The sequence below is a fragment of the Streptomyces sp. NPDC005775 genome (assembly GCF_042871565.1).
Classification (GTDB): Bacteria; Actinomycetota; Actinomycetes; order Streptomycetales; family Streptomycetaceae; genus Streptomyces.
The window spans coordinates 342,315-362,996 of record NZ_JBIAIU010000003.1 but is presented as its reverse complement, the minus strand read 5'-3'; the positions used below and the strand labels follow the sequence as shown (position 1 = coordinate 362,996).

At 71.1% G+C, this 20,682-nt stretch carries 17 protein-coding genes; 11 read left to right on the top strand and 6 right to left on the bottom strand.

All coding sequences use genetic code 11. The features are described from left to right. Positions 1-263: 263 nt before the first annotated feature. Entirely contained in the window at positions 264-2,159 is a 1,896-nt protein-coding gene (locus tag ACFYPA_RS08990) for an ABC transporter ATP-binding protein (RefSeq protein ID WP_359077303.1), read from the bottom strand. Further along, positions 2,156-4,042: an ABC transporter ATP-binding protein gene (locus tag ACFYPA_RS08985; protein WP_359349107.1), complete on the bottom strand. Its 1,887-nt coding sequence runs from the start codon at positions 4,040-4,042 to the stop codon at positions 2,156-2,158. The genes ACFYPA_RS08990 and ACFYPA_RS08985 overlap by 4 nt, the downstream gene beginning before the upstream one ends. A 165-nt stretch (positions 4,043-4,207) precedes the next feature. On the opposite strand from ACFYPA_RS08985, the gene ACFYPA_RS08980 reads away from it, so the two are divergent. Genes ACFYPA_RS08980 through ACFYPA_RS08965 form a run of 4 tightly spaced genes read left to right on the top strand, consistent with a single transcriptional unit; the run spans position 4,208 to position 7,909 of the window. After that, a complete protein-coding gene (locus ACFYPA_RS08980) occupies positions 4,208-5,146 on the top strand; it encodes an ABC transporter ATP-binding protein (RefSeq protein WP_359077307.1) in 939 nt (312 codons plus the stop codon). Position 5,147: 1 nt separating this feature from the next. Beyond that, on the top strand, positions 5,148-5,936 hold the full coding sequence (locus ACFYPA_RS08975) for an ABC transporter permease (RefSeq protein ID WP_359077309.1): 789 nt from the start codon (positions 5,148-5,150) through the stop codon (positions 5,934-5,936). A gap of 23 nt (positions 5,937-5,959) precedes the next feature. After that, a complete protein-coding gene (locus ACFYPA_RS08970; protein ID WP_359077311.1) occupies positions 5,960-7,222 on the top strand; it encodes a sensor histidine kinase in 1,263 nt (420 codons plus the stop codon). A 36-nt stretch (positions 7,223-7,258) separates the two neighbouring features. After that, a complete protein-coding gene (locus ACFYPA_RS08965; protein WP_359077313.1) occupies positions 7,259-7,909 on the top strand; it encodes a response regulator transcription factor in 651 nt (216 codons plus the stop codon). Between the two features lie 9 nt (positions 7,910-7,918). On the opposite strand, the gene glgX is transcribed toward ACFYPA_RS08965, so the two are convergent. After that, complete coding sequence (glgX, locus tag ACFYPA_RS08960) at positions 7,919-10,183, bottom strand: glycogen debranching protein GlgX (protein WP_359077315.1); 2,265 nt, start codon at positions 10,181-10,183, stop codon at positions 7,919-7,921. Positions 10,184-10,337: 154 nt separating this feature from the next. Here glgX and ACFYPA_RS08955 point away from each other — a divergent pair, with 154 nt between their 5' ends. The 6 genes from ACFYPA_RS08955 (at position 10,338) to ACFYPA_RS08930 (ending at position 17,265) form a co-directional block, all read left to right on the top strand. Further along, entirely contained in the window at positions 10,338-11,570 is a 1,233-nt protein-coding gene (locus ACFYPA_RS08955) for an Ig-like domain-containing protein (RefSeq protein ID WP_359077317.1), read from the top strand. A 271-nt stretch (positions 11,571-11,841) separates the two neighbouring features. Further along, positions 11,842-13,095 carry an Ig-like domain-containing protein gene (locus ACFYPA_RS08950; protein ID WP_359077319.1) on the top strand — a complete coding sequence of 418 codons (1,254 nt, stop codon included), beginning with the start codon at positions 11,842-11,844 and terminating at the stop codon, positions 13,093-13,095. Between the two features lie 229 nt (positions 13,096-13,324). Next, positions 13,325-14,092: an enoyl-CoA hydratase-related protein gene (locus tag ACFYPA_RS08945; protein WP_359077321.1), complete on the top strand. Its 768-nt coding sequence runs from the start codon at positions 13,325-13,327 to the stop codon at positions 14,090-14,092. A 251-nt stretch (positions 14,093-14,343) separates the two neighbouring features. Then, positions 14,344-14,859 (top strand): ATP-binding protein, encoded by a 516-nt coding sequence (locus ACFYPA_RS08940; protein WP_359077323.1) that lies wholly within the window; start codon positions 14,344-14,346, stop codon positions 14,857-14,859. A 409-nt stretch (positions 14,860-15,268) separates the two neighbouring features. Further along, positions 15,269-16,075 (top strand): polysaccharide deacetylase family protein, encoded by an 807-nt coding sequence (locus ACFYPA_RS08935; protein WP_359314123.1) that lies wholly within the window; start codon positions 15,269-15,271, stop codon positions 16,073-16,075. Then, entirely contained in the window at positions 16,075-17,265 is a 1,191-nt protein-coding gene (locus tag ACFYPA_RS08930) for a hypothetical protein (RefSeq protein WP_389130700.1), read from the top strand. The genes ACFYPA_RS08935 and ACFYPA_RS08930 overlap by 1 nt, the downstream gene beginning before the upstream one ends. 16 nt (positions 17,266-17,281) lie before the next feature. On the opposite strand, the gene ACFYPA_RS08925 is transcribed toward ACFYPA_RS08930, so the two are convergent. Further along, positions 17,282-17,920, bottom strand: a complete 639-nt coding sequence (locus ACFYPA_RS08925; RefSeq protein ID WP_359077329.1) for a GNAT family N-acetyltransferase — start codon at positions 17,918-17,920, stop codon at positions 17,282-17,284. A 141-nt stretch (positions 17,921-18,061) separates the two neighbouring features. On the opposite strand from ACFYPA_RS08925, the gene ACFYPA_RS08920 reads away from it, so the two are divergent. Beyond that, positions 18,062-18,271 (top strand): EF-hand domain-containing protein, encoded by a 210-nt coding sequence (locus tag ACFYPA_RS08920; RefSeq protein WP_219574369.1) that lies wholly within the window; start codon positions 18,062-18,064, stop codon positions 18,269-18,271. A 58-nt stretch (positions 18,272-18,329) separates the two neighbouring features. Here the strand turns inward: ACFYPA_RS08920 and ACFYPA_RS08915 are convergent, their stop codons facing one another. After that, positions 18,330-18,779 carry an STAS domain-containing protein gene (locus ACFYPA_RS08915; protein ID WP_359077331.1) on the bottom strand — a complete coding sequence of 150 codons (450 nt, stop codon included), beginning with the start codon at positions 18,777-18,779 and terminating at the stop codon, positions 18,330-18,332. Positions 18,780-19,216: 437 nt separating this feature from the next. Beyond that, entirely contained in the window at positions 19,217-20,197 is a 981-nt protein-coding gene (locus ACFYPA_RS08910; RefSeq protein WP_389131062.1) for a terpene synthase family protein, read from the bottom strand. Between the last annotated feature and the right edge of the window lie 485 nt (positions 20,198-20,682).

Genomic DNA, 20,682 nt, shown 5'->3' with positions numbered 1-20,682 from the left:
CAGGACCGCGTCAACAAGTTGGCCGGAATTCGTCCGTTGCCGGAATGGTCATGTTCGTTAAGCGGACGTTTCGCCGATCATCACCGAGATGTTGCCCGGGAGCCCGGGAAGGCCGAATGTGCAGAGGGCGTTGAGGTTCGGCGCGAAGGTGACGCGTTCGAAAAGAGTGTGGAGAACCGGAAAGTTCCCACCTGTCGAGACGGCTTCGCACTGTGGCGCGTTCCGCGCCCTCGCGCGCGGCCGCCGGGCGTCGGCGGCCGCCCTCAGGCCAGGCTCTCCCGCCAGGCGCGGTGCAGTCCGGCGAACCGGCCCGTGCCGCCGATGAGTTCGGCGGGGGCGCCGTCCTCCACGATGCGGCCGTGCTCCATCACCAGGACCCGGTCCGCGATCTCCACGGTCGACAGCCGGTGGGCGATGACCACCGCGGTGCGGCCGTGCAGCACGGTGTCCATCGCCCGCTGCACCGCCCGCTCGCCCGGGATGTCCAGGGAACTCGTCGCCTCGTCGAGGATCAGGACCGCCGGATCGGCGAGCAGGGCGCGGGCGAACGCGACCAACTGGCGCTGACCGGCCGAGATCCGGCCGCCCCGCTTGCGTACGTCCGTGTCGTACCCGTCGGGCAGACCGGCGATGAAGTCGTGGGCGCCGATGGCCTTGGCCGCCTGCTCGATCTCCGCACGGGTCGCGTCCGGGCTGCCGATCGCGATGTTCTCCGCGACCGTGCCGGAGAACAGGAAGGCCTCCTGGGTCACCATGACGACCCCGCGCCGCAGTTCCGGGGTGGCCAGGTCCCGCAGGTCGGTGCCGTCCAGCAGGACCCGGCCCTCGGTCGGGTCGTAGAAGCGGGCCAGCAGCTTGGCCAGCGTCGACTTGCCCGCGCCCGTGGAGCCGACCACGGCGACCGTCCGCCCCGCGGGAACGGTCAGATCGAAGCGGGGCAGCACCTCACCGCCCGTGCGGTAGGAGAAGCTCACCCCGTCGAAGACCACCTCGCGGCCCGGGTGATCGCCCGCGAGCGGCGGCAGTTCCCGAGGCTCCAGGGCCTCGGGGACGGTGGGCGTCTGGGCCAGCAGACCCGCGATCTTCTCCAGCGAGGCCGCCGCCGACTGGTAGGAGTTGAGGAACATGCTGAGCCGGTCGATCGGGTCGTAGAGCCGTCGCAGATACAGCACCACCGCGGCCAGCACACCCAGCGCCAGGCTTCCCGACGCGACGCGGTAGGCGCCCCACAGTACGATTCCGGCCACGGCGGTGTTGGCGACCAGCCGGGACCCGACGACGTAACGCGCGTTCTCCAGCATCGCGTTGCCGTTCGTGCGCCGGTGCTCGTGGTTCAGCTTCCCGAAGACCTCGTCGTTCACGGGCTCGCGGCGGAAGGCCTGGACGGGACGGATCCCGTTCATCGTCTCCGCGAACTTCACGATGACCGCCGCGATCGCCGTCGACCGCGAGGCGAAGATCACCGCCGCCCGGCGCTGGTAGAGCCGCACCAGCAGGTACAGCGGGACGAAGGACAGGACGGCGGCGGCGCCCGTACCGAAGTCCAGCCACAGCAGCATCAGGGAGATGGAGACGAAGGAGAGGACGACACCGATCAGCTCCTGGAGGCCCTCGCTGAGCAGCTCCCGCAGCGACTCCACATCGGTCGTGGAGCGGGAGATCAGCCGGCCCGAGGTGTACCGCTCGTGGAAGTCCACGCTCAGCGCCTGCGCATGACGGAAGATCCGGCCGCGCAGGTCGAGCAGCACGTCCTGGTTGACCCGCGCGGAGGCCCGGATGAAGGCGTACTGCATGGCGCCCGCACCGGCCGAGCAGAGCGCGTAACCGAGGGCCACCGCGATCAGCGGCCCGTAGTCCTCGTCCCGGAACGCGGGCACCCCGCTGTCGATGGCGTACGCCACGAGCAACGGCCCTGCCTGGACCGCGGCCTGCTGGACCAGCAGGAACAGCGCCGCGATAACGACCCGCCCCCGCATCGGCCTCAGCAGCGAGAGCAGCAGCGCGCGCGTGGCGCCGCGCGGGGCGGGCAGGTCGTCACGGTCGAAGTCGTCCCCGGGCCGCTCGGCCGGTGCGCCGGCCGCCGCTTCCGGAGAAGCCCCCGGATACCTGTCGTCGCTGTCGCCCGGCTCGGTGGGCCGGCCCGTCGTGGTGCTGGTCATCGAGTGCTGCTCTCCTTGGCAGGGGCGTGCCCGCCCGGAAGGTACAGGTCCTGGCCGGAGTCCCCCGTCGCGGGCGGAGGGGGCACATCGTTCGGCCCCTCGCCGTCCGGGACACCCGCCCCGGACATCAGCCAGGCGTACTCGGCGTTGCCGCGCAGCAGTTCCTGATGGGTGCCGACCGCGCTGATCCGGCCCTCCGACAGCAGGGCCACCCGGTCGGCGAGCATCACGGTGGACGGGCGGTGCGCCACCACGATCGCCGTCGTCTCCTCCAGCACGCGACGCAGCGCCGCCTCGACCAGGGTCTCCGTGTGCACGTCCAGCGCGGAGAGCGGGTCGTCGAGCACCAGGAAGCGCGGCCGTCCGACCACCGCCCTGGCCAGGGCGAGACGCTGGCGCTGCCCGCCGGAGAGGCTGAGGCCCTGCTCGCCGACCTGGGTGTCGATGCCGTGCGGCAGGTCGTGGACGAAGTCGGCCTGCGCGACCGACAGGGCCCGCCGCAGCTCCTCCTCGCTCCCGCCGCCCGCGCCCATCAGCACGTTCTCCCCGACGCTCGCCGAGAAGAGCGTCGGCTCCTCGAACGCCACCGACACCAGCTCCCGCAGCCGTTCACGCGGCATGGCGGTGATGTCCTCGCCGTCCAGCGTGATCCGCCCCGATGTGGCGTCGTGCAGCCGGGGGACGAGCGCGGAGAGGGTGGTCTTGCCGGAACCCGTGGCCCCGACCAGCGCCATCGTCTCGCCGGGCCGGATCCGCAGATCGATGCGGCTCAGGACGGGGACGGAGTCGGCCGCCGCGTCCGGGTAGCGGAAGCCGACGCCCTCGAAGACCATGCCGCCGGCCTCGGGGCGTTCGTCCGGGGCGGCGCTCCCGGCCACGGCGGTGTCCTCCTCCTCCGCCACGTCCATCACCTCGAAGAACCGCTCCGTCGCCGTCGCCGACTCCTGGCTCATCGCCAGCAGGAAGCCGATCGACTCGACCGGCCAGCGCAGCGCCAGCGCCGTGGAGAGGAAGGCGACCAGGGTGCCCGCCGACAGCCCGCCGTCCGCGACCTCGATCGTGCCGAGCACCAGCGCCGCCCCGATCGCGAGTTCGGGAATCGTCGTGATGAGGGCCCAGATGCCCGCGAGCAGCCGCGCCTTGCCGAGCTCCGTGGTGCGCAGCCGCTCGGACAGCGCCCGGAAGGCGAGGGCCTGGCTGCGGTGCCGGCCGAAGCCCTTGATGATGCGGATGCCGAGGACGCTCTCCTCGACCACCGTCGTCAGGTCGCCCACCTGGTCCTGGGCCTTGCGCGCCACCACCGAGTACTTCGTCTCGAAGACCGAGCAGAGGATCACCAGGGGCACGACCGGGACCAGCAGCACCAGGCCGAGCGTCCACTCCTGGAGCAGCAGGATCACGAAACCGACGAGGATGGTGGTGGCGTTGACCAGCAGGAAGGTCAGCGGAAAGGCCAGGAACATCCGCAGCAGCATCAGGTCCGTGGTGCCGCGCGACAGCAGCTGACCCGAGGGCCACCGGTCGTGGAAGGCCACCGGCAGCCGCTGCAGATGCCGGTAGAGGTCGGCCCGCATCGACGCCTCGACGCCGGCCAGCGGACGCGCCACCATCCATCGCCGCACCCCGAACAGGACGGCCTCGGCGATCCCCAGCAGCAACAGGAACAGCGCACCGAGCCAGACCCCGCCCGGGTCCTGGTGGGCGACCGGGCCGTCGACGATCCACTTCAGTACGAGCGGGATCACCAGGCCGAGACACGAGGCGACGATCGCGACCAGCGCGGCACCGAACAGACGGCTCCGTACCGGCTTCACATACGGCCACAGCCGCAGCAGGGTCTGTGCGGCGGACCGGTCCTTGGGCTCTGCATGTTCTTCGGGCATCAGGGGTGAGCCTACGGTTCACGACTGACATCGCTCATGTGGTTTTCCCCCATCCGGAAGGTCGAGGGTGCCGGGTCGTAGGGAGGCATCAACCGATCGGATGATGCCGGTTCGAGCGCGTTGACGGATGCCGCGAAGGGCCCCGCGCCCGGGATGCTCACCGGTATGGCAATCATCGAAGTCAACGGGGTGAGCAAGACCTACGCCGGCCGCCCCGTGGTCGACGGGGTGAGCTTCTCCGTGGACGAGGGGGAGATCTTCGGCATCCTCGGCCCCAACGGCGCGGGCAAGACCACCACCGTCGAATGCGTCGAGGGCCTGCGCGTCCCCGACGCCGGTACGGTCCGGGTCGCCGGACTCGACCCCGTCGCCGACCACGACCGCGTGACGCTCCTGCTGGGCGCGCAGCTCCAGGAGAGCGAACTCCAGCCGAAGATCACCGTGGGCGAGGCGCTGGAGCTGTACAGCGCCTTCCACCCCCGCCCCGCCGACTGGCGCCCCCTGGCCGAACGGCTCGGGCTGCACACCAAGCTCACCACCCGCTTCGCCCGGCTCTCCGGCGGCCAGAAGCAACGCCTCTCCATCGCGCTCGCCCTCGTCGGCAACCCGGGAGTCGTGGTCCTCGACGAGCTGACCACCGGACTGGACCCGCGCGCACGACGCGACACCTGGCAGCTGATCGAAGAGGTGCGCGACAGCGGGGTCACGGTCCTGCTGGTCACCCACTTCATGGAGGAGGCCCAGCGCCTCTGCGACCGGATCGCCGTGATCGACAGGGGCAGACTCGCCGCCCTGGACACCCCGTCCGGACTGATCGCCCTGGCCGGCAGCTCCACGGCCATCTCCTTCACACCCTCCGAGCCTCTCCCGGAGGCCGAGCTGGCCGAGCTGCCCGGTGCGACCTCGTACGGGACGAAGGACGGCCGGATCGCCATCAACGGCACCGACGAGACCGTCAACGCCGTCATCTCGCTGCTGGCCCGGCTCCGCATCACCGCACACCGGCTCCGCGTCGCCGAAGCGACCCTCGACGACGCCTTCCTCGACCTCACCGAGCACCCCGGCCCCGCGGACGAGCGCGGCCTGACAGAACAGGCGGTCTGAGATGGCCACGGCGAACACCGTCCCGACACCCGCGACCCGCGCCGCCTCCGCCGGCCCGATGCTCGCGGTCCTGAGGTCCGAGGCCCGGCTCTTCCTCCGGGAACCCGGCAGCCTGTTCTGGATCCTCGCCTTCCCGACCGTACTGATGACGATCCTGGGCCTCATCCCTTCCTTCCGGGAGCACGACGACGCCCTCGGCGGCCGCCGCGTCATCGACCTGTACGTCCCCGTGGCCGTACTGCTCGCCATGATCATGGCCGGCCTCCAGGCGATGCCTCCCGTACTCACCGGCTACCGCGAACGCGGCATCCTGCGCCGCATGTCCACCACCCCCGTGCGGCCCTCCGCCCTGCTCGGCGCGCAGATCGCCCTGCACGGCGCCGCGGCGCTCGGCTCCACCCTGCTGGTGATGGCTGTCGGCCGGATCGCCTTCGGCGTACGGCTGCCCGGACAGCCGTACGGCTATCTGCTCGCGCTGCTGCTGGCCGTCGCCTGTGTGCTGGGGCTGGGCGCGCTCGTCTGCGCCGTCTCGCGCACCACCAAGATCTCGGCCGCCATCGGCTCGGTCGTCTTCTTCGTGATGATGTTCACCGCGGGCGTGTGGGTGCCGGTGCAGACCATGCCCGACACGGTCCGCCGCATCGTCCAGGTCACCCCGTTCGGCGCGGCCTCCCAGGCACTGGACCGCGCGGCCACCGGCGCCTGGCCGAGCTGGGCCTACCTCGGGGTGGTGGCCCTGTGGACCGTTCTGGCGGCGGTGGCCGCGATCCGCACGTTCCGATGGGAGTGACCGGGACCGGGCAGACTTCACCCATGAACACGGGGGGCGCGGGGGAGACGACGGCGGAGCAGTGGTGGGAACGGTTCTTCCGGCACGGACCGTACGCGCTGCTCGGCCTGGCCACCGTGGTCTCGGCCGTGACCAGCGGGCTCATCATGTCCCGCACGGAGGTGTACGCCGCCGCGGTGCTGTTCCCGGCCGCGCTCGGGCTGCAGCTCCTGTGGAGCCGCGCCCCGGCCGAGCAGGGATCACGCGCGGCCCAGTTCCACTTCATCGTCCGCACCCTGCTGGCCTTCGGGCTGACCTGGTGCAACCCGTTCTTCTCGATGTACGCGGTGGTCGGCTACTTCGACGCGGGCCGGCTCCTTCCGCGACGGCGCATGCGGGCCGGGCTTCTGGCCACCGCCGTCATCATGGCGGGGTCGCAGTCCGGCAGCGGCCTGCCGCCCACCACCCTCATGAACTGGGTCGTCTTCGCCATCGTGCTGGCCGTGCACGTCAGCCTCACCATGGTCTTCGCGCAGATCGGCAACCGGGAGGCCGAGCAGTCCCGCACCCAGACCGACACCATCACCGCGCTGGAGTCCGCCAACGCCCGCCTCGAACAGGCACTGGCGGAGAACGCCGGCCTGCACGCCCAACTACTCGTGCAGGCACGGGAGGCGGGGGTGGCCGACGAGCGGAGCCGGCTGGCGGCCGAGATCCACGACACCATCGCCCAGGGGCTGACCGGCATCATCGCCCAGCTCCAGGCCGTCACCTCCACGGCGGAGACCGACCCCGTCCTCGCCGGGGAACACCTCGCCCGGGCCTCCGCGCTCGCCCGGCACAGCCTCGGCGAGGCGCGTCGGTCCGTTCACGATCTCGTACCGTCCGCGCTGGAGCACGACGACCTGCCCGGCGCCCTGGAGAAGACGGTCACCACCTGGTCGCAGCGGACCGGGGTCCGGGCCGAGTTCACGGTCACCGGCACCGCCGAGCCGCTGCACGACGAGGTCGGCGCGACCTTGCTGCGCATCGCCGAGGAGGCCCTGGCCAACGCGGCCCGGCACGCCGGGGCTTCCCGGGCGGGCGTCACCCTGTCGTACATGGGCGACGAAATATCGCTGGACGTACGCGACGACGGGCGCGGCTTCGACCCGGCCGCGCTGCCGCCGTACCGGGGCGCCGGCGGATTCGGGCTCGGCGGCATGCGGGCGCGCGCCGAACGCATCGCGGGCACGGTCGAGGTGGAGACCGGCCCGGACCTCGGCACGGCGGTCTGCGCCCGGGTCCCGATGGTCCGCCACGGCTGAGGCGCCGCCCGCCCCGGCACAGTAGGTTGGACCGCCATGGACCGGGAACCCGCGCGCGTCATCACCCTGATCGTCGTCGACGACCACCCCGTCGTACGGGACGGACTGCGGGGCATGTTCGCGTCGGCGGCGGAGTTCCGGGTGCTGGGCGAAGCGGCCGACGGCGTCGAGGGCGTCGACATGGCCGTCCGGCTCGACCCCGACGTCGTCCTGATGGACCTGAGGATGCCGGGGGGCGGCGGAGTCGCGGCGATCAGCGAACTGACCAGGCTCGGCGCCCGTTCCAAGGTCCTGGTCCTCACCACGTACGACACCGACTCCGACACCCTGCCCGCGATCGAGGCGGGCGCCACCGGTTATCTGCTCAAGGACGCCCCGCGCGACGAACTCTTCACCGCCGTCCGCGCCGCCGCCGACGGCCGCACCGTCCTGTCGCCCGCCGTCGCCTCCCGGCTGATCTCACGGGTGCGCACCCCGGTCGCACCCGGCCACGAGGCGCTGTCCGCTCGGGAGCGCGAGGTGCTCCGGCTCGTGGCGAGGGGGACGTCGAACCGTGAGATCGCCGCCGAGCTGTTCATCAGCGAGGCGACCGTGAAGACCCACCTCACCCACGTCTTCGCCAAACTGGGCGCCAAGGACCGCGCCGCCGCCGTCGCGGTGGCCTACGAACGCGGCATCCTCGGCTGAGGCATCGCGTCACGACCTCACCCGCAGCAGCAGCACCGACCGCGCCGGCACCGTGAAGTCCGCGCCGCCGGCGTGGACGGTGCCGGGGGCGGCGGACTGGTCCTCCCGCGAGGTGTCCAGGACCAGTTCGTACGCGTCCGCCCACGGCGGCCCCGGCAGCCGGAAGTCCGCGGGCCGGTCCCCGGCGTGCAGGACCGCCAGGAAACTGTCGTCGCTCACCTGCTCACCCCGGGCGTCGCGGCCCGGGATGTCGCGGCCGGAGAGGTACAGCCCGACCGTGGCGGCCGGTGCGTACCAGTCCTCCTCCGTCATCTCCGCCCCCTGCCGGGTGAACCAGGCCAGATCCCGCAGCCCGTCGGGTGCCTGGGCCCGCCCGGAGAAGAACGCCCGGCGCCGCAGCACCGGATGGGTGTGGCGCAGCGCGAGCACCCGGGCCGTCAGCTCGGTGAGCTCCCGCCACTGCGGCTGTTCCAGCAGCGACCAGTCCACCCAGCCGATCTCGTTGTCCTGGCAGTAGGCGTTGTTGTTGCCGCCCTGGGTACGCCCCATCTCGTCGCCCGCGACGAGCATCGGCACCCCCGTCGACAGCAGCAGCGTGGTGAGGAGGTTGCGCAACTGGCGGCGGCGCAGCGCGTTGACGCCGTCGTCGTCGGTCTCTCCCTCCGCCCCGCAGTTCCAGGCCCGGTTGTCCGAGGTGCCGTCGCGGTTGCCCTCGCCGTTGGCCTCGTTGTGCTTGTGCTCGTAGCTCACCAGGTCGCGCAGGGTGAAACCGTCGTGCGCGGTGACGAAGTTGACCGAGGCGTAGGGCCGCCGGCCGCCCCACGCGTACAGGTCGCTCGATCCGGTCAGCCGGTAGCCGAGGTCCCGCACGTCGGGCAGGGCGCCGCGCCAGAAGTCCCGGACGGCGTCCCGGTACCGGTCGTTCCACTCGGTCCACAGCGGCGGGAAGGCTCCTACCTGGTAGCCGCCGTTGCCGACGTCCCAGGGCTCGGCGATCAGCTTCACCCGGCGCAGGACCGGGTCCTGGGCGATGACCGCGAGGAAGGGGGAGAGCATGTCGACGTCGTGCATCGAGCGGGCGAGCGCCGCCGCCAGGTCGAAGCGGAAGCCGTCGACGCCCATCTCGGTCACCCAGTAGCGCAGTGAGTCGGTGATCAGCCGCAGCACGTTCGGCTGCACCACGTGCAGGGTGTTGCCGCATCCCGTGTAGTCCGCGTAGCGGCGGGCGTCGGGCTGGAGCCGGTAGTAGCCGCGGTTGTCGATGCCCCGCAGTGACAGCATCGGGCCCAGTTCGCCCGCCTCGGCCGTGTGGTTGTAGACGACGTCGAGGATCACCTCGATCCCGGCGTCGTGCAGGGCGCGCACCATCCGCTTGAACTCGCCGACCTGTCCTCCCGCCGTGCCGCTCGCGGAGTAGCCGGCGTGCGGGGCGAAGTAGCCGATCGAGTTGTAGCCCCAGTAGTTGCGCAGCCCGCGCCGCAGCAGATGGTCCTCGTGGGCGAACTGGTGCACCGGCAGCAGTTCCACGGCCGTGACCCCAAGGCGCCGCAGATGGCCGATGGCCGCGGGGTGCGCGAGACCGGCGTACGTGCCCCGCAGTTCCTCCGGGATGCCGGGGTGGCGCGCGGTGAAGCCGCGGACGTGCAGTTCGTAGATGACGGAGTCGGCCCACGGCGTCTTGGGCCGGCGGTCCTCGGCCCAGTCGTCGTCGTCATGGACGACCACCCCTTTGGGGACGTACGGAGCGGAGTCCCGTTCGTCGCGCACGGTGTCGGCGACCTGCTGCTGGGGCCAGTCCCTCACATGGCCGTACACCTCCGCCGGAAGGGTGAAATCGCCGTCGACGGCCCGGGCGTACGGATCGAGGAGCAGCTTCGCCGCGTTCCACCGCGCGCCCGTCCACGGATCCCAGCGGCCGTGCACCCGGTAGCCGTAACGCCGGCCGGGCCGCACACCGGGCACGAAGCCGTGCCAGATCTCGTGGGTCAGCTCGGTCAGCGCGAGACGGGTCTCGGTGCCGTCCTCGTCGAAGAGGCAGAGCTCGACGGCCTCCGCCCCGCCCGCCCAGAGGGCGAAGTTGGTGCCCGCGACCCCGTCGGGGCCCACTCTGAAGCGGGCGCCCAGGGGTGTGGGGGCCCCCGGCCACACGGCGGGAGGGCGCTGCGCAGGCTCGGTGGACCGCCCGGATCCAGCGGCGCCCACCCGCTCCACCGCCGCCCCGGACGGCCCCGTGTCCGCCCTCGGCACTGCCTCCTGCTCGGCTGCGCTCGACACCTGCTCGCCTCCCGCGGCTCGTGGGACCGGCACCGGAATGGGGGGCGTGCGGCGTCCCGGCCGCGGCTCCCCGAGTGTGGTCGTCCCCTCTGTTCTGCCCACGACGGGGCCCGCACTCACGTTTCCCCCGGCCCGCCCCCGTCGTTGGGGGGACGTGAACCACGTAGCGAAGAAGGCAGGAGCGAGCCCGGCGACCGTGACGGCCCGGTGGGGACTGCTCTCCGTACTGGCCGTACTGGCGGTTCTGACCGGCTGCTCGGGTACGAACTCGATCATCGGCGGGAAACCCCGCTCGCCGCAGGAGGCCATCCGGATCACCCCCCGGGACGGGGCCGACGACGTCGCGCCGGACACCCGGGTCGAGGTGAAGGTTCCCGACGGGCGGCTGGAGAGCGTCGAGGTGACCCGGATCGAGGACGCGCAGCAGACCGAGGTGCGGGGCCTGATCGCGAAGGACGGGCGCTCCTGGTCTCCGCAGGGAGGGTCCGCCCGGCTCGGGCTCGCCGCCAAGTACAGCGTCGACGCGGTGGCCGTGGACCGGGCGGGGCACCGTGCGGCCCGCCACACCACCTTCACCACGGCGGTCCCCGAGCACCGCTTCATCGGGTACTTCAAGCCGGAGAACCGGTCGACGGTCGGCACCGGCATGATCGTCTCCTTCGAGTTCAACCGGCCCGTCAGCCGCCGCGCGGCCGTGCAACGGGCCATCCGGGTGACCGCCGATCCCGCGGTCGGGATCGCGGGTCACTGGTTCGGCGACAAACGCCTGGACTTCCGCCCGGCCGCCTACTGGCAGCCGGGCACCGAGGTGACCGTCGAGGTGGGGCTGCGCGATGTGGAGGGGGCGCCGGGGGTGTACGGCAGCCAGCGCAAGACGGTCCGGTTCACCATCGGCCGGGAGCAGGTGTCCCGGGTGGACTCGGCCGCGCACACCATGGAGGTGCGCCGGGACGGACAGCTCGTCTCCACCGTCCCGATCACCGCGGGCTCCCCGACGACGACCACGTACAACGGCCGGATGGTGGTCAGCGAGATGCACGAGGTGACGCGGATGGACGGGCGGACCGTCGGCTTCGGCGGCGAGTACGACATCAAGGACGTCCCGCACGCCATCCGGCTCACCGAGTCCGGCACCTTCCTGCACGGCAACTACTGGTCCGACGAGGACACCTTCGGCTCGACCAACGTCAGTCACGGCTGCATCGGGCTGCGCGACGTCCAGGGCGGCAGCGGCTCCACCCCGGCCGGCTGGTTCTTCGACCGGACGCTGATCGGGGACGTCGTCGAGGTCGTCAACTCCAAGGACAAGAAGGTCGCTCCGGACAACGGCCTGGGGGGCTGGAACATGGACTGGAAGCAGTGGAAGGCGGGTTCCGCACTCCGCTGACTCCCGGGGGCGCACCCCCTGTTCCCTCATCGACGGCGCGGCCGCTTCGGCCGCGCCGTCCGGCGTACCGGCCCCGCGGCGGCGGCACCCCGCACGACCAGGCGAACTCCTGCGAGGAGTTGGGACGGAACGGTGACATTCCTGAGGAGATCTGCCCGCGATCAGTGTGATTATCTTTCGCTGAGCGCGCATGTGCAGCGTGCGGGGGTGGGAGCCTGCGGGTTCCCTGGGGCCTTGGCGGGACCAGGCCGTGTGAGGGGAGACGACCACATTGAACGGGCAGCCGATATCGGGGGCATCGGCCGGGGCGGACAGCAGGCGACGAGGGCGTGGGGCCACCGGACTGCTGGCTCTGGTGCTGGGTGCGCTGCTGTTGCTGGTGACGGCGTGCGGCGGGGGAGACAGCGGCAGCGGGAGCAAGGGCGGCAAGGGGGGCGGGTCGGCGAGCGCGGACACCAGCGCCTCGCAGGCCGTCGTGAACATCGTGCCCAAGGACGGTGCCGATTCCGTCGCCACGAGCGGGGCACTGAAGGTCTCCGCGGATCAGGGGAAGCTGACCACGGTCAAGGTCTCCGACCCGAAGGGGGCCGACGTCCCGGGGAAGATCGCGGCCGACGGCACGAGCTGGGAGCCCGACCGGCACCTGGCCTCGGCGACCAAGTACAAGGTCCACGCGGTCGCCAAGGACGCGAAGGGCCTTGAGTCGGCGAAGGACACCACCTTCACCACGCTGGTGCCCAAGAACACCTTCATCGGGCAGTACACCCCGGAGGACGGTTCCACGGTCGGCGTCGGCATGCCGGTCTCGATCCACTTCACCCGGGGCATCACCGACCCGGAGTCCGTCGAGAAGGCCATCGAGGTGACGGCCGAGCCCGCCGTCGCGATCGAGGGCCACTGGTTCGGCAACGACCGTCTGGACTTCCGTCCCGAGGACTACTGGGCCGCGGGCACCAAGGTGACCGTGAAGCTCAACCTCGACGGCGTCGAGGGGCGCCCCGGGGTCTACGGCAAGCAGGCCAAGACGGTGTCGTTCACCGTCGGCCGCCGGCAGGTCAGCACGGTCGACGCGAGTTCGCACCGGATGAAGGTCGTCCGCGACGGCAAGCAGATCAAGGACATCCCGATCTCGGCGGGAGCCCCGGCCACCACCACGTACAACGGCCAGATGGTCATCAGCGAGAAGCTCCGGGTGACCCGGATGAACGGTGACACCGTGGGCTTCGGCGGTGAGTACGACATCAAGGACGTGCCGCACGCGATGCGCCTGTCCACGTCGGGCACCTTCATCCACGGCAACTACTGGGGCGGCTCGGGCATCTTCGGCGCCACCAACACCAGCCACGGCTGCGTCGGCCTGCAGGACGCGCGCGGCGCCGGTGACCCGAACACCCCGGCTGCCTGGTTCTTCAACAGCTCCCTCATCGGCGACGTCGTGATCGTCAAGAACTCCCACGACGACACGATCCAGCCGGACAACGGGCTCAACGGCTGGAACATGAGCTGGTCGGAGTGGACCAAGTAGGTCCCGGCGTACGGAACACGGAACGGGCCCGGCGCTGTGACCAACAGCACCGGGCCCTTCGCCGTCAGCGCCGGCTGAGACCGACCGGCAAGCAGGGGGCGGCTCGCGGGGCTGGGCACGCCCATCTGCGGCGTTGTCGTCAATCACCAACGCTCCGCGTTGCAGCTGCACGCACCCGGCCCCGCTCCTCTTTCCACCCCCACTTGCCGGTCGGTCTAACCTGCTGCTCATGACCGTAACCCTCGAAGTAAGCGGCGGCGTCGGCACGATCCGGCTGGACCGTCCTCCGATGAACGCCCTGGACATCGCCACCCAGGACCGGCTGCGCGAGCTCGCCGAAGAGGCGTCCCGGCGCGACGACGTGCGCGCCGTTGTGCTCTACGGCGGCGAGAAGGTGTTCGCGGCCGGCGCGGACATCAAGGAGATGCAGGCGATGGACCACCCGGCGATGGTCGTGCGGTCCAAGGCGCTGCAGGAGTCGTTCACCGCGGTGGCCCGGATTCCCAAGCCGGTCGTCGCCGCCGTCACGGGATACGCGCTCGGGGGCGGCTGCGAGCTGGCCCTGTGCGCGGACTTCCGGATCGCCGGGGACAACGCCAAGCTGGGGCAGCCGGAGATCATGCTCGGGCTGATCCCGGGCGCCGGAGGCACTCAGCGCCTCGCCCGCCTGGTGGGCCCGGCCAAGGCCAAGGACCTCATCTTCACCGGCCGTCATGTGAAGGCCGAGGAGGCCCTGTCCATGGGGCTGGTGGACCGGGTGGTGCCCGCCGCCGAGGTGTACGAGCAGGCGCACGCCTGGGCCGCCAAGCTGGCGACGGGCCCGGCGCTCGCGCTGCGCGCCGCCAAGGAGGCGGTCGACGCCGGGCTGGAGACGGACATCGACACCGGCCTCACGATCGAGCGGACCTGGTTCGCCGGACTGTTCGCCACCGAGGACCGGGAGCGCGGAATGCGCAGCTTCGTGGACGAGGGTCCGGGCAAGGCCAAGTTCCTCTGACCGAACGCAAGTTGGGAACGGCTGGGCGTGCGTTCATCCGTGTGGGCGGATTAGCTGAGCCTTAAGGCAACCTTAAGGCTCAGCCTTCCGTATGCCGTGGCAAACCCGCTCGGGCCTGGCATCCGCGCAGGTCAGGGTGGGTATCCGGTGGTGCATTCTGCCGGTGGCATATGCCCGCAGCCCGCTACGGAAGGCCTGATTCCGGGTCAGGGATTCCCGCGGAACGGTCACGGAGCGCCCGCTGTGCGGCCATGATGGTGTCCATGGCGGGCCTGGAGGGTGTGGAGCAGCCGCGACAGCGCAGCAGCGCGACAGCGGCACGGAGGATGCCGGCCGTCGAGGACGAACAGGCGTTCAAGGCGCTGGAGTTGTTCGGGAATCCGACGGAGGACGAAGTCCGGCTGCCCTCCCGCCCGGAGTCCGCCGCCACCGCCCGCAGGATCACCTCCTGTGTCGTGCTGCACCAGTGGGCACTCTCCCCGCAGACCGCCGAGCACGCCGTGCTGCTCGTGTCCGAACTCGTCGGGAACGCTGTGCGTCACACCGGTGCGAGGGTCTTCGGGTTACGGATGATGCGCCGTCGCGGCTGGATCAGGATCGAGGTGCGCGACCCCTCGCGCGGGCTGCCGTGTCTGATGCCCGTCCAGGAGATGGACGTCAGCGGCCGCGGGCTCTTCCTGGTCGACAAGCTCTCCGACCGCTGGGGCGTCGACCTGCTGCCGCGCGGCAAGACCACCTGGTTCGAGATGCGTACCTCGGACCGCTGACCGGCCGAGGTGTGGACCCCCCTGTGCGCGGACGCACAGAAGCCCCCGGACCGGCCGTGGTGCGGCGCTTTCGGGGGCTTCTGTGTGTGGGGCCGTGAAATGGGGGGTGTGTTCACGGCCGCTTAAGACGACCTGGCCCGGGTCGATGGGGGTCGTGTCACCGACTATGACAGACGGACGAGTCCCTAGCCAAAGCCGCAAATCGGATGATTCTTGCCCATGAGTGGATAATTCTTCGATGAATCACAGGTGTGATGGGTCACTCGCCTGGCAAACGGAGAATGTATAGCGGATTCCCTGAGTGATTCATTGATCATCCAAGGGGTGGACGTGCGCATCCGTGTGACCTTCGATCGCCATCATGGGTCAATTGTTATTTTCCGGACATCACGCACTTAGTGTTCTGCGCATGAACGCCCCCGACAGACCGGTGCACCGCCGCAGCGCCCTGCGCGCAGGAGCCGGGGCTGCCCTGGCGGCCGCCCTCGCCGCCGGGTGCGCGGACCCGGACACCCCCGGTACGCCGGCGAAGCCCTCCACCCGCCCGGCCCCGGAGAGGCTCGCCGCCACCACCGGCGCGCACGCCCCCGCGCCCGCCCCGCACCGCATCCCCGGGCAGCCCGCGCAGATCGACCACGGCCCCCGCGACCGGGCCCGCGTCGCGCTCACCTTCCACGGCCAGGGCGATCCCGCCGTCGCCCGGACCGTCCTGGGAGAGGCCGAACGCGCCGGGGCGAGGGTCACCGTCCTCGCGGTGGGCAGCTGGCTGGACGAGCACCCCGAGATGGCCCGCCGCATCCTCGACGGCGGTCACGACCTCGGCAACCACACCCAGCACCACGTCGACATCTCCACGATGGACGAGACGCGGGCGTACGCGGAGATCACCGAGTGCGCCCGGCGGCTGCGCCGCCTCACCGGCTCCATCGGCACCTGGTTCCGGCCCTCGCGCACCCGGTACGCCACCCCTCTCGTCCAGCGGCTCGCCGTCCGGGCCGGGTACCCGCACGTCCTCTCGTACGACGTGGACTCCCTCGACTTCACCTCGCCCGGTGCCGCGGCCGTCACGCGCAAGGTGGCCGGCGAGATCCGTAACGGATCAGTGGTGAGCATGCACTTCGGCTATGCGGACACGGTCGCCGCGCTGCCCCTCCTCCTCACCGAACTCGACCGCCGCCGACTGCGCGCGGTGACGACCACGGAGCTGCTGACCTGATGCCTCCCTCCACCCCACGCGCCGCGGCCCTGCTCGGGGGCGTCCTGCTCGCCGTGCTCACCGCCTGCGGCACTCCCGCGGACAAGGCGTCGTCCGACGCACCCACCGACGCCGCCGCCCCGCCCGGCAGGCCCGAGCGCGTCACCCCGCCCGCGCCCCCGGGACTGCCCGGGATGCCGCCGGTGCTCGATGCCAAGAACGTGTACGCGGCCGACGCCCCGGGAAAGCTGTCGCCGGTCGTCAAGGACTTCCCGTCCCGGGTGTACGTGCCCAACACCAACTCCAATACCGTGTCGGTCATCGACCCCGCCACGTACAAGGTGATCGAGACGATCCCGGTCGGCCACCAGCCGCAGCACGTCGTCCCGTCCTGGGACCTGAAGACGCTCTGGGTCAACAACGACATCGGTGACAGCCTCACCGCCATCGACCCGGCGACCGGGAAGGCGGGAAAGACGGTCGACGTCTCCGACCCGTACAACCTCTACTTCACACCGGACGGCACGTACGCCATCGTGATGGCCTCCATGGACCGTGAGCTCGTCTTCCGGGACGCCCACACCATGAAGACGGCCAAGACCGTCCCGGTGAGCTGCGCGGGTGTCAATCACGCCGACTTCTCCGCGGACGGCCGGTACTTCATCGTCTCCTGCGAGTTCTCCGGCGAACTCCTCAAGGTCGACACGGCGAAGATGGAGGTCGTGGGGCAACAGAAGCTGCCGTTCGAGGGCGCGATGCCGCAGGACGTCAAGCTGTCCCCCGACGGCAGCACCTTCTACATCGCCGACATGATCGCCAACGGTGTGTGGGTGCTGGACGGGAAGAAGTTCACCACCCCCGAGCTGCTGCCCACCGGCAAGGGCTGCCACGGGCTCTACGTCAGCCGGGACGCCAAGGAGATGTACATCTCCAACCGCGGCGAGGGCTCGGTCTCCGTGTTCGACTTCGCGAAGAAGAAGCTGGCGAAGAAGTGGCACCTGCCGAACGGCGGGAGCCCGGACATGGGCGGGGTCTCGGCGGACGGCAAGGTCCTGTGGCTGTCCGGGCGTTACGACGCCGAGGTGTACGCGATCGACACCACCACCGGCAAGCAGCTGGCCCGGATCCCGGTGGGCAGCGGCCCGCACGGCCTCGCCGTCTACCCGCAGCCCGGCCGCTACTCGCTCGGCCACACCGGCGTCTTCCGCTGAGGCCGCTCCCGGTGGCTCAGCCCGCGACCAGCAGGGCCTCCGAGCCCACCGGCCGGTAGCCCGCCGCCTGGAACGTCCGCACGCTGCGGGCGTTCCCCGGCGACTGCTGGGCCCACACGACCGTGCCCGGCACCAACTGCCGGGCCGCTCGCGCCAACCGCTCGCCGAGCCGATGTCCGCGCGCCTCCTCGGCCACCTCGATCGCCGTCTCCCAACGGCCCGCGACCCCGCGGCCGAGGATCAGCACCCCGCCCTCGGTCCCCCAGACCCGCACCTCGTCACGGAACTTCATCGCCCGCGCCACCCGGGGGTGTTCCGGGTCGCGGAGCTCCCGCAGGTCCAGTTCCGGGGTGCCCGGCAGGGCGGGGGCGACCGTGAGGAGGTCGATGGTGTTCATGTGCCGGCCGGTCCGGGCCAGCAGGGCGCCCAGGAAGTGCGGATTCATCGTCGCGGCGAGCGCGTCCCCGGGGGCGGCGGCCAGCGTGTCACGCACCCATGCCGGGTCCTCGTCGGTGAAGACCACCGAGTGCGCGGTGAACGCCAGCACCCCGGCGTCCCGTGCGTTCGGCTGCCCCACCACGGTCGTCGACCCGTCCGGCGGGGGGAACCGCCCGTGCGCCGCGGCGTCCAGGATCTGTGCCAGTGCCTCACTCATCGCGTTCCGCGCTCCCGCTCGGGCCACCGGCCACCGGGCGGTGGACGGCCCACCCATGATCGACGACCGGCCGCCGCCGGGGCCATCCGTCGCGCCCGTTAATCTGACCTCCGTCAGACAGTCATACGAAGGGGCGGAAAAGTGGCGGACATCGAGTCGGCGCGCAAGGCATTCGAGCGGTACGACCTGAACGGCGACGGGCTGATCTCGGCTGTCGAGTACAAGAGCGTCATGGCTCAGCTGGGTGACCCCTACGTCACCGAGACGGTCGCACAGGCCGTGATCAACTCCCACGACGCGAACGGGGACGGGCTCCTCACGTTCGACGAGTTCTGGGCCGCGCAGAACTGACGCCCAGGACCCCCGGCCGACGGGCCGGGGGGCCGCGGGACGGCACGGCGGGGCGCGTTCAGGAGACGGCCGGGGCCAGCGGGTCCGCCGTGCGGACGGCCTCGTCCGGGGTCGGAACCGCGTCCGCCGAGCGGAAGGCCTCGTCCGGGGTCGCCACCGGGCCGAACACATCGTGCAGCCGGCCGGCCCGCAGCAGGCGCAGGATCCGCGGGCAGCCGCACACGAGCCAGAACCGCCCTTCGCGGTCCAGCACGCGTCGGCGGGCCCGGCACAGCAGCGTCAGCCCCGAGCAGTCGAGGAAGCTCACCTCGGTCAGGTCGACCACCAGCTGGGGTGAGCCGTCCGACGTCGCGCCGTCCAGGGCGGGTGCGATGAGCGCGGCGGTCGCGATGTCGATCTCGTCGCGCAGCGCCACCACCGTGCGTCCGTCCCTGCGGTACACCCGGCCGCACGGCTCGGGCAGCAGGGCCGTCACGGGGGTTGCCGTGGGGGCCGGCGTCTCGGTCATCTGTGCCTCTCCTCGCAGCGCCGGGCCCCGCGGACGTGCCGGGGCCCGCGTGACAGTCGGTGGGGGGACGGTCGGTGAGGTGACAGTCGGTGAACCTAACCCGAAGGTCCGGCAGGCGGCGACGAAGAAACGTTCGCGCATTCCTCAATGCCTTCTTCCGGGTGAACGGCCGCTGTTTCCATGGACAGGAACAGGCGATTGGTGTGGTTGTCGTTCAGGGAAGGGGGCAGGGGCAGCGGCCCCGTCCCGTGTGCCCGCACCAGTCCGCCGCAGGTCCACTTCCATCGTGCTCGCCGTGTCACGCCCCCTCGGGGTGGCCGGTTCGGGCGGCACGGCTTTCCGGCCGCTGCGGAGCGACCGGAAGGCCGCGTGTCGTATCGACAACAAATGGCCTGAACTCGCTGCCCCGTGTGGGCACTTGTACGGCGTGCGTCCCGTCAGGCGGCGAAGTTGCGGGACATGGAGCCCTGTTCGTCGATCTCCATGAGGTCGGGGCGGGTGTAGCGCTCCGCGCGTGCGTGGTAGTCGAAGTCGCCCCGGACGAGACCGCGGTAGTCCCTCACGCACCGTTCCAGCGCGGCTCTCGGGGGCCCCTCGATTCCCGCCGCCTCCATCTCCTCGGCCAGTTCCTTCTCCGCCCGCTGCACCCGGTCGGCGATGCGGGACAGCAGAATCCCGGCCTCGTCGACGGCTTCCTGGAGTGTGCCGCCGCGGTCCCGCTGGATGAGCCGGACGGTGTTGTGCTCGTATCCGAGCAGGGCCTCCTTCTCGAAGGAGCAGATATCGTTGCAGAGCCCCGAATGGTCGGCCACCGCATTGCGCAGGGCGATATAGGCGGGAAGGCTCCGAGCGGATTCCGGAAGGTCGATGTCCGCCGTGATTTCGTGCAGATCGAGAAACGGCTGCATGGCCACCGAATCGCGGCGGTGCTTCACGAAGTCCGCCGTGCTCGGAACGTGCCCGGCGGCCCGGTCGACGGCCTCCGCGTAGTACGTCCACAGCCAGGCCGCCGTGTCACGGCGGAACTGCCGGACCCAGTGCGCCGGCCTGCCCTCACAGGTCCGGACCAGCAGTTCGTCCAGGGCGCGTTCCATGGGGCCGCCCGGTGCCCGCGCGCCGTCGAGCACATCCACGAGGCGTGCGATCGCGCTCTCGCACACCTGCGGATCCCGGCCGGCCGGGCCGTCGTCGAACTCGTCGTCGACGAGGAAGGCCCAGAACAGCCACTGGCAGAAGAGGTCGAGGTGTTTCTGTGAAGCCTCGGGAAATATGAGCGATATCCACAGTTCGGGACGGGTCCGGATCATTTTCTTTCGGGCCACCGGTGACAGGACGAGATCAGTGGCCGCCGCCCATTCCCAGGCGGCTTGTTTGGTCTGCTCGACTCCCGGATGACATCCCGCGCTTTCGAACGGCATGTGGAATTCGGGAAGCGCCAACTTGCTCATGGTGCACCTCGTCTGAACGGTACGAACAGGGAAGGGGGATGCGCGGAGAGCCGCGCACGCACAGGCCGGAGCGGCAGTCGGTGCACGCGGGTCCGTCGATCGGCGCTTCGACGAAGCCGTGTCATGGGGGGACGACTGTCCGCACCGGCGTCGTGCACGGGCGGCACGGCCCTGGTCCGGCGGCGGCGGAGAGCGCCGCGGGAGTGGATCAGGGCCGGCGGGGTGGACGGTCGCAGCGGGCGACCCGTGGCACTCCGCGTGCGTCGTGGCCGGGCCGGACGGCCGGATCCCGCCGAAAAAGCGTCACGGGAGGGGCGGCTGTCATCGCTGTCCTCTTTCCTCCGCAGGGCCGGGCTGTCGACGCGGGGCCCCGCAGGGCCCAGGGCAGCGCACCGCCTGGCGTGCACGGCGATGGCGTCACCACTCGTCACGACCAGTGAACTCCCAGTATGCGG

Bases quoted from the DNA above. Each gene is read 5' to 3' on its own strand.
- ACFYPA_RS08945 (WP_359077321.1), top strand. From the start codon at position 13,325: ATGACCGTAACCCTCGAAGTAAGCGGCGGCGTCGGCACGATCCGGCTG.
- ACFYPA_RS08935 (WP_359314123.1), top strand. From the start codon at position 15,269: ATGAACGCCCCCGACAGACCGGTGCACCGCCGCAGCGCCCTGCGCGCA.
- ACFYPA_RS08915 (WP_359077331.1), bottom strand. From the start codon at position 18,779: ATGACCGAGACGCCGGCCCCCACGGCAACCCCCGTGACGGCCCTGCTG.
- ACFYPA_RS08965 (WP_359077313.1), top strand. From the start codon at position 7,259: ATGGACCGGGAACCCGCGCGCGTCATCACCCTGATCGTCGTCGACGAC.
- ACFYPA_RS08910 (WP_389131062.1), bottom strand. From the start codon at position 20,197: ATGCCGTTCGAAAGCGCGGGATGTCATCCGGGAGTCGAGCAGACCAAA.
- ACFYPA_RS08990 (WP_359077303.1), bottom strand. From the start codon at position 2,159: ATGACCAGCACCACGACGGGCCGGCCCACCGAGCCGGGCGACAGCGAC.
- ACFYPA_RS08980 (WP_359077307.1), top strand. From the start codon at position 4,208: ATGGCAATCATCGAAGTCAACGGGGTGAGCAAGACCTACGCCGGCCGC.
- ACFYPA_RS08975 (WP_359077309.1), top strand. From the start codon at position 5,148: ATGGCCACGGCGAACACCGTCCCGACACCCGCGACCCGCGCCGCCTCC.
- ACFYPA_RS08940 (WP_359077323.1), top strand. From the start codon at position 14,344: ATGATGGTGTCCATGGCGGGCCTGGAGGGTGTGGAGCAGCCGCGACAG.
- ACFYPA_RS08930 (WP_389130700.1), top strand. From the start codon at position 16,075: ATGCCTCCCTCCACCCCACGCGCCGCGGCCCTGCTCGGGGGCGTCCTG.
- ACFYPA_RS08925 (WP_359077329.1), bottom strand. From the start codon at position 17,920: ATGAGTGAGGCACTGGCACAGATCCTGGACGCCGCGGCGCACGGGCGG.
- ACFYPA_RS08970 (WP_359077311.1), top strand. From the start codon at position 5,960: ATGAACACGGGGGGCGCGGGGGAGACGACGGCGGAGCAGTGGTGGGAA.
- ACFYPA_RS08985 (WP_359349107.1), bottom strand. From the start codon at position 4,042: ATGCCCGAAGAACATGCAGAGCCCAAGGACCGGTCCGCCGCACAGACC.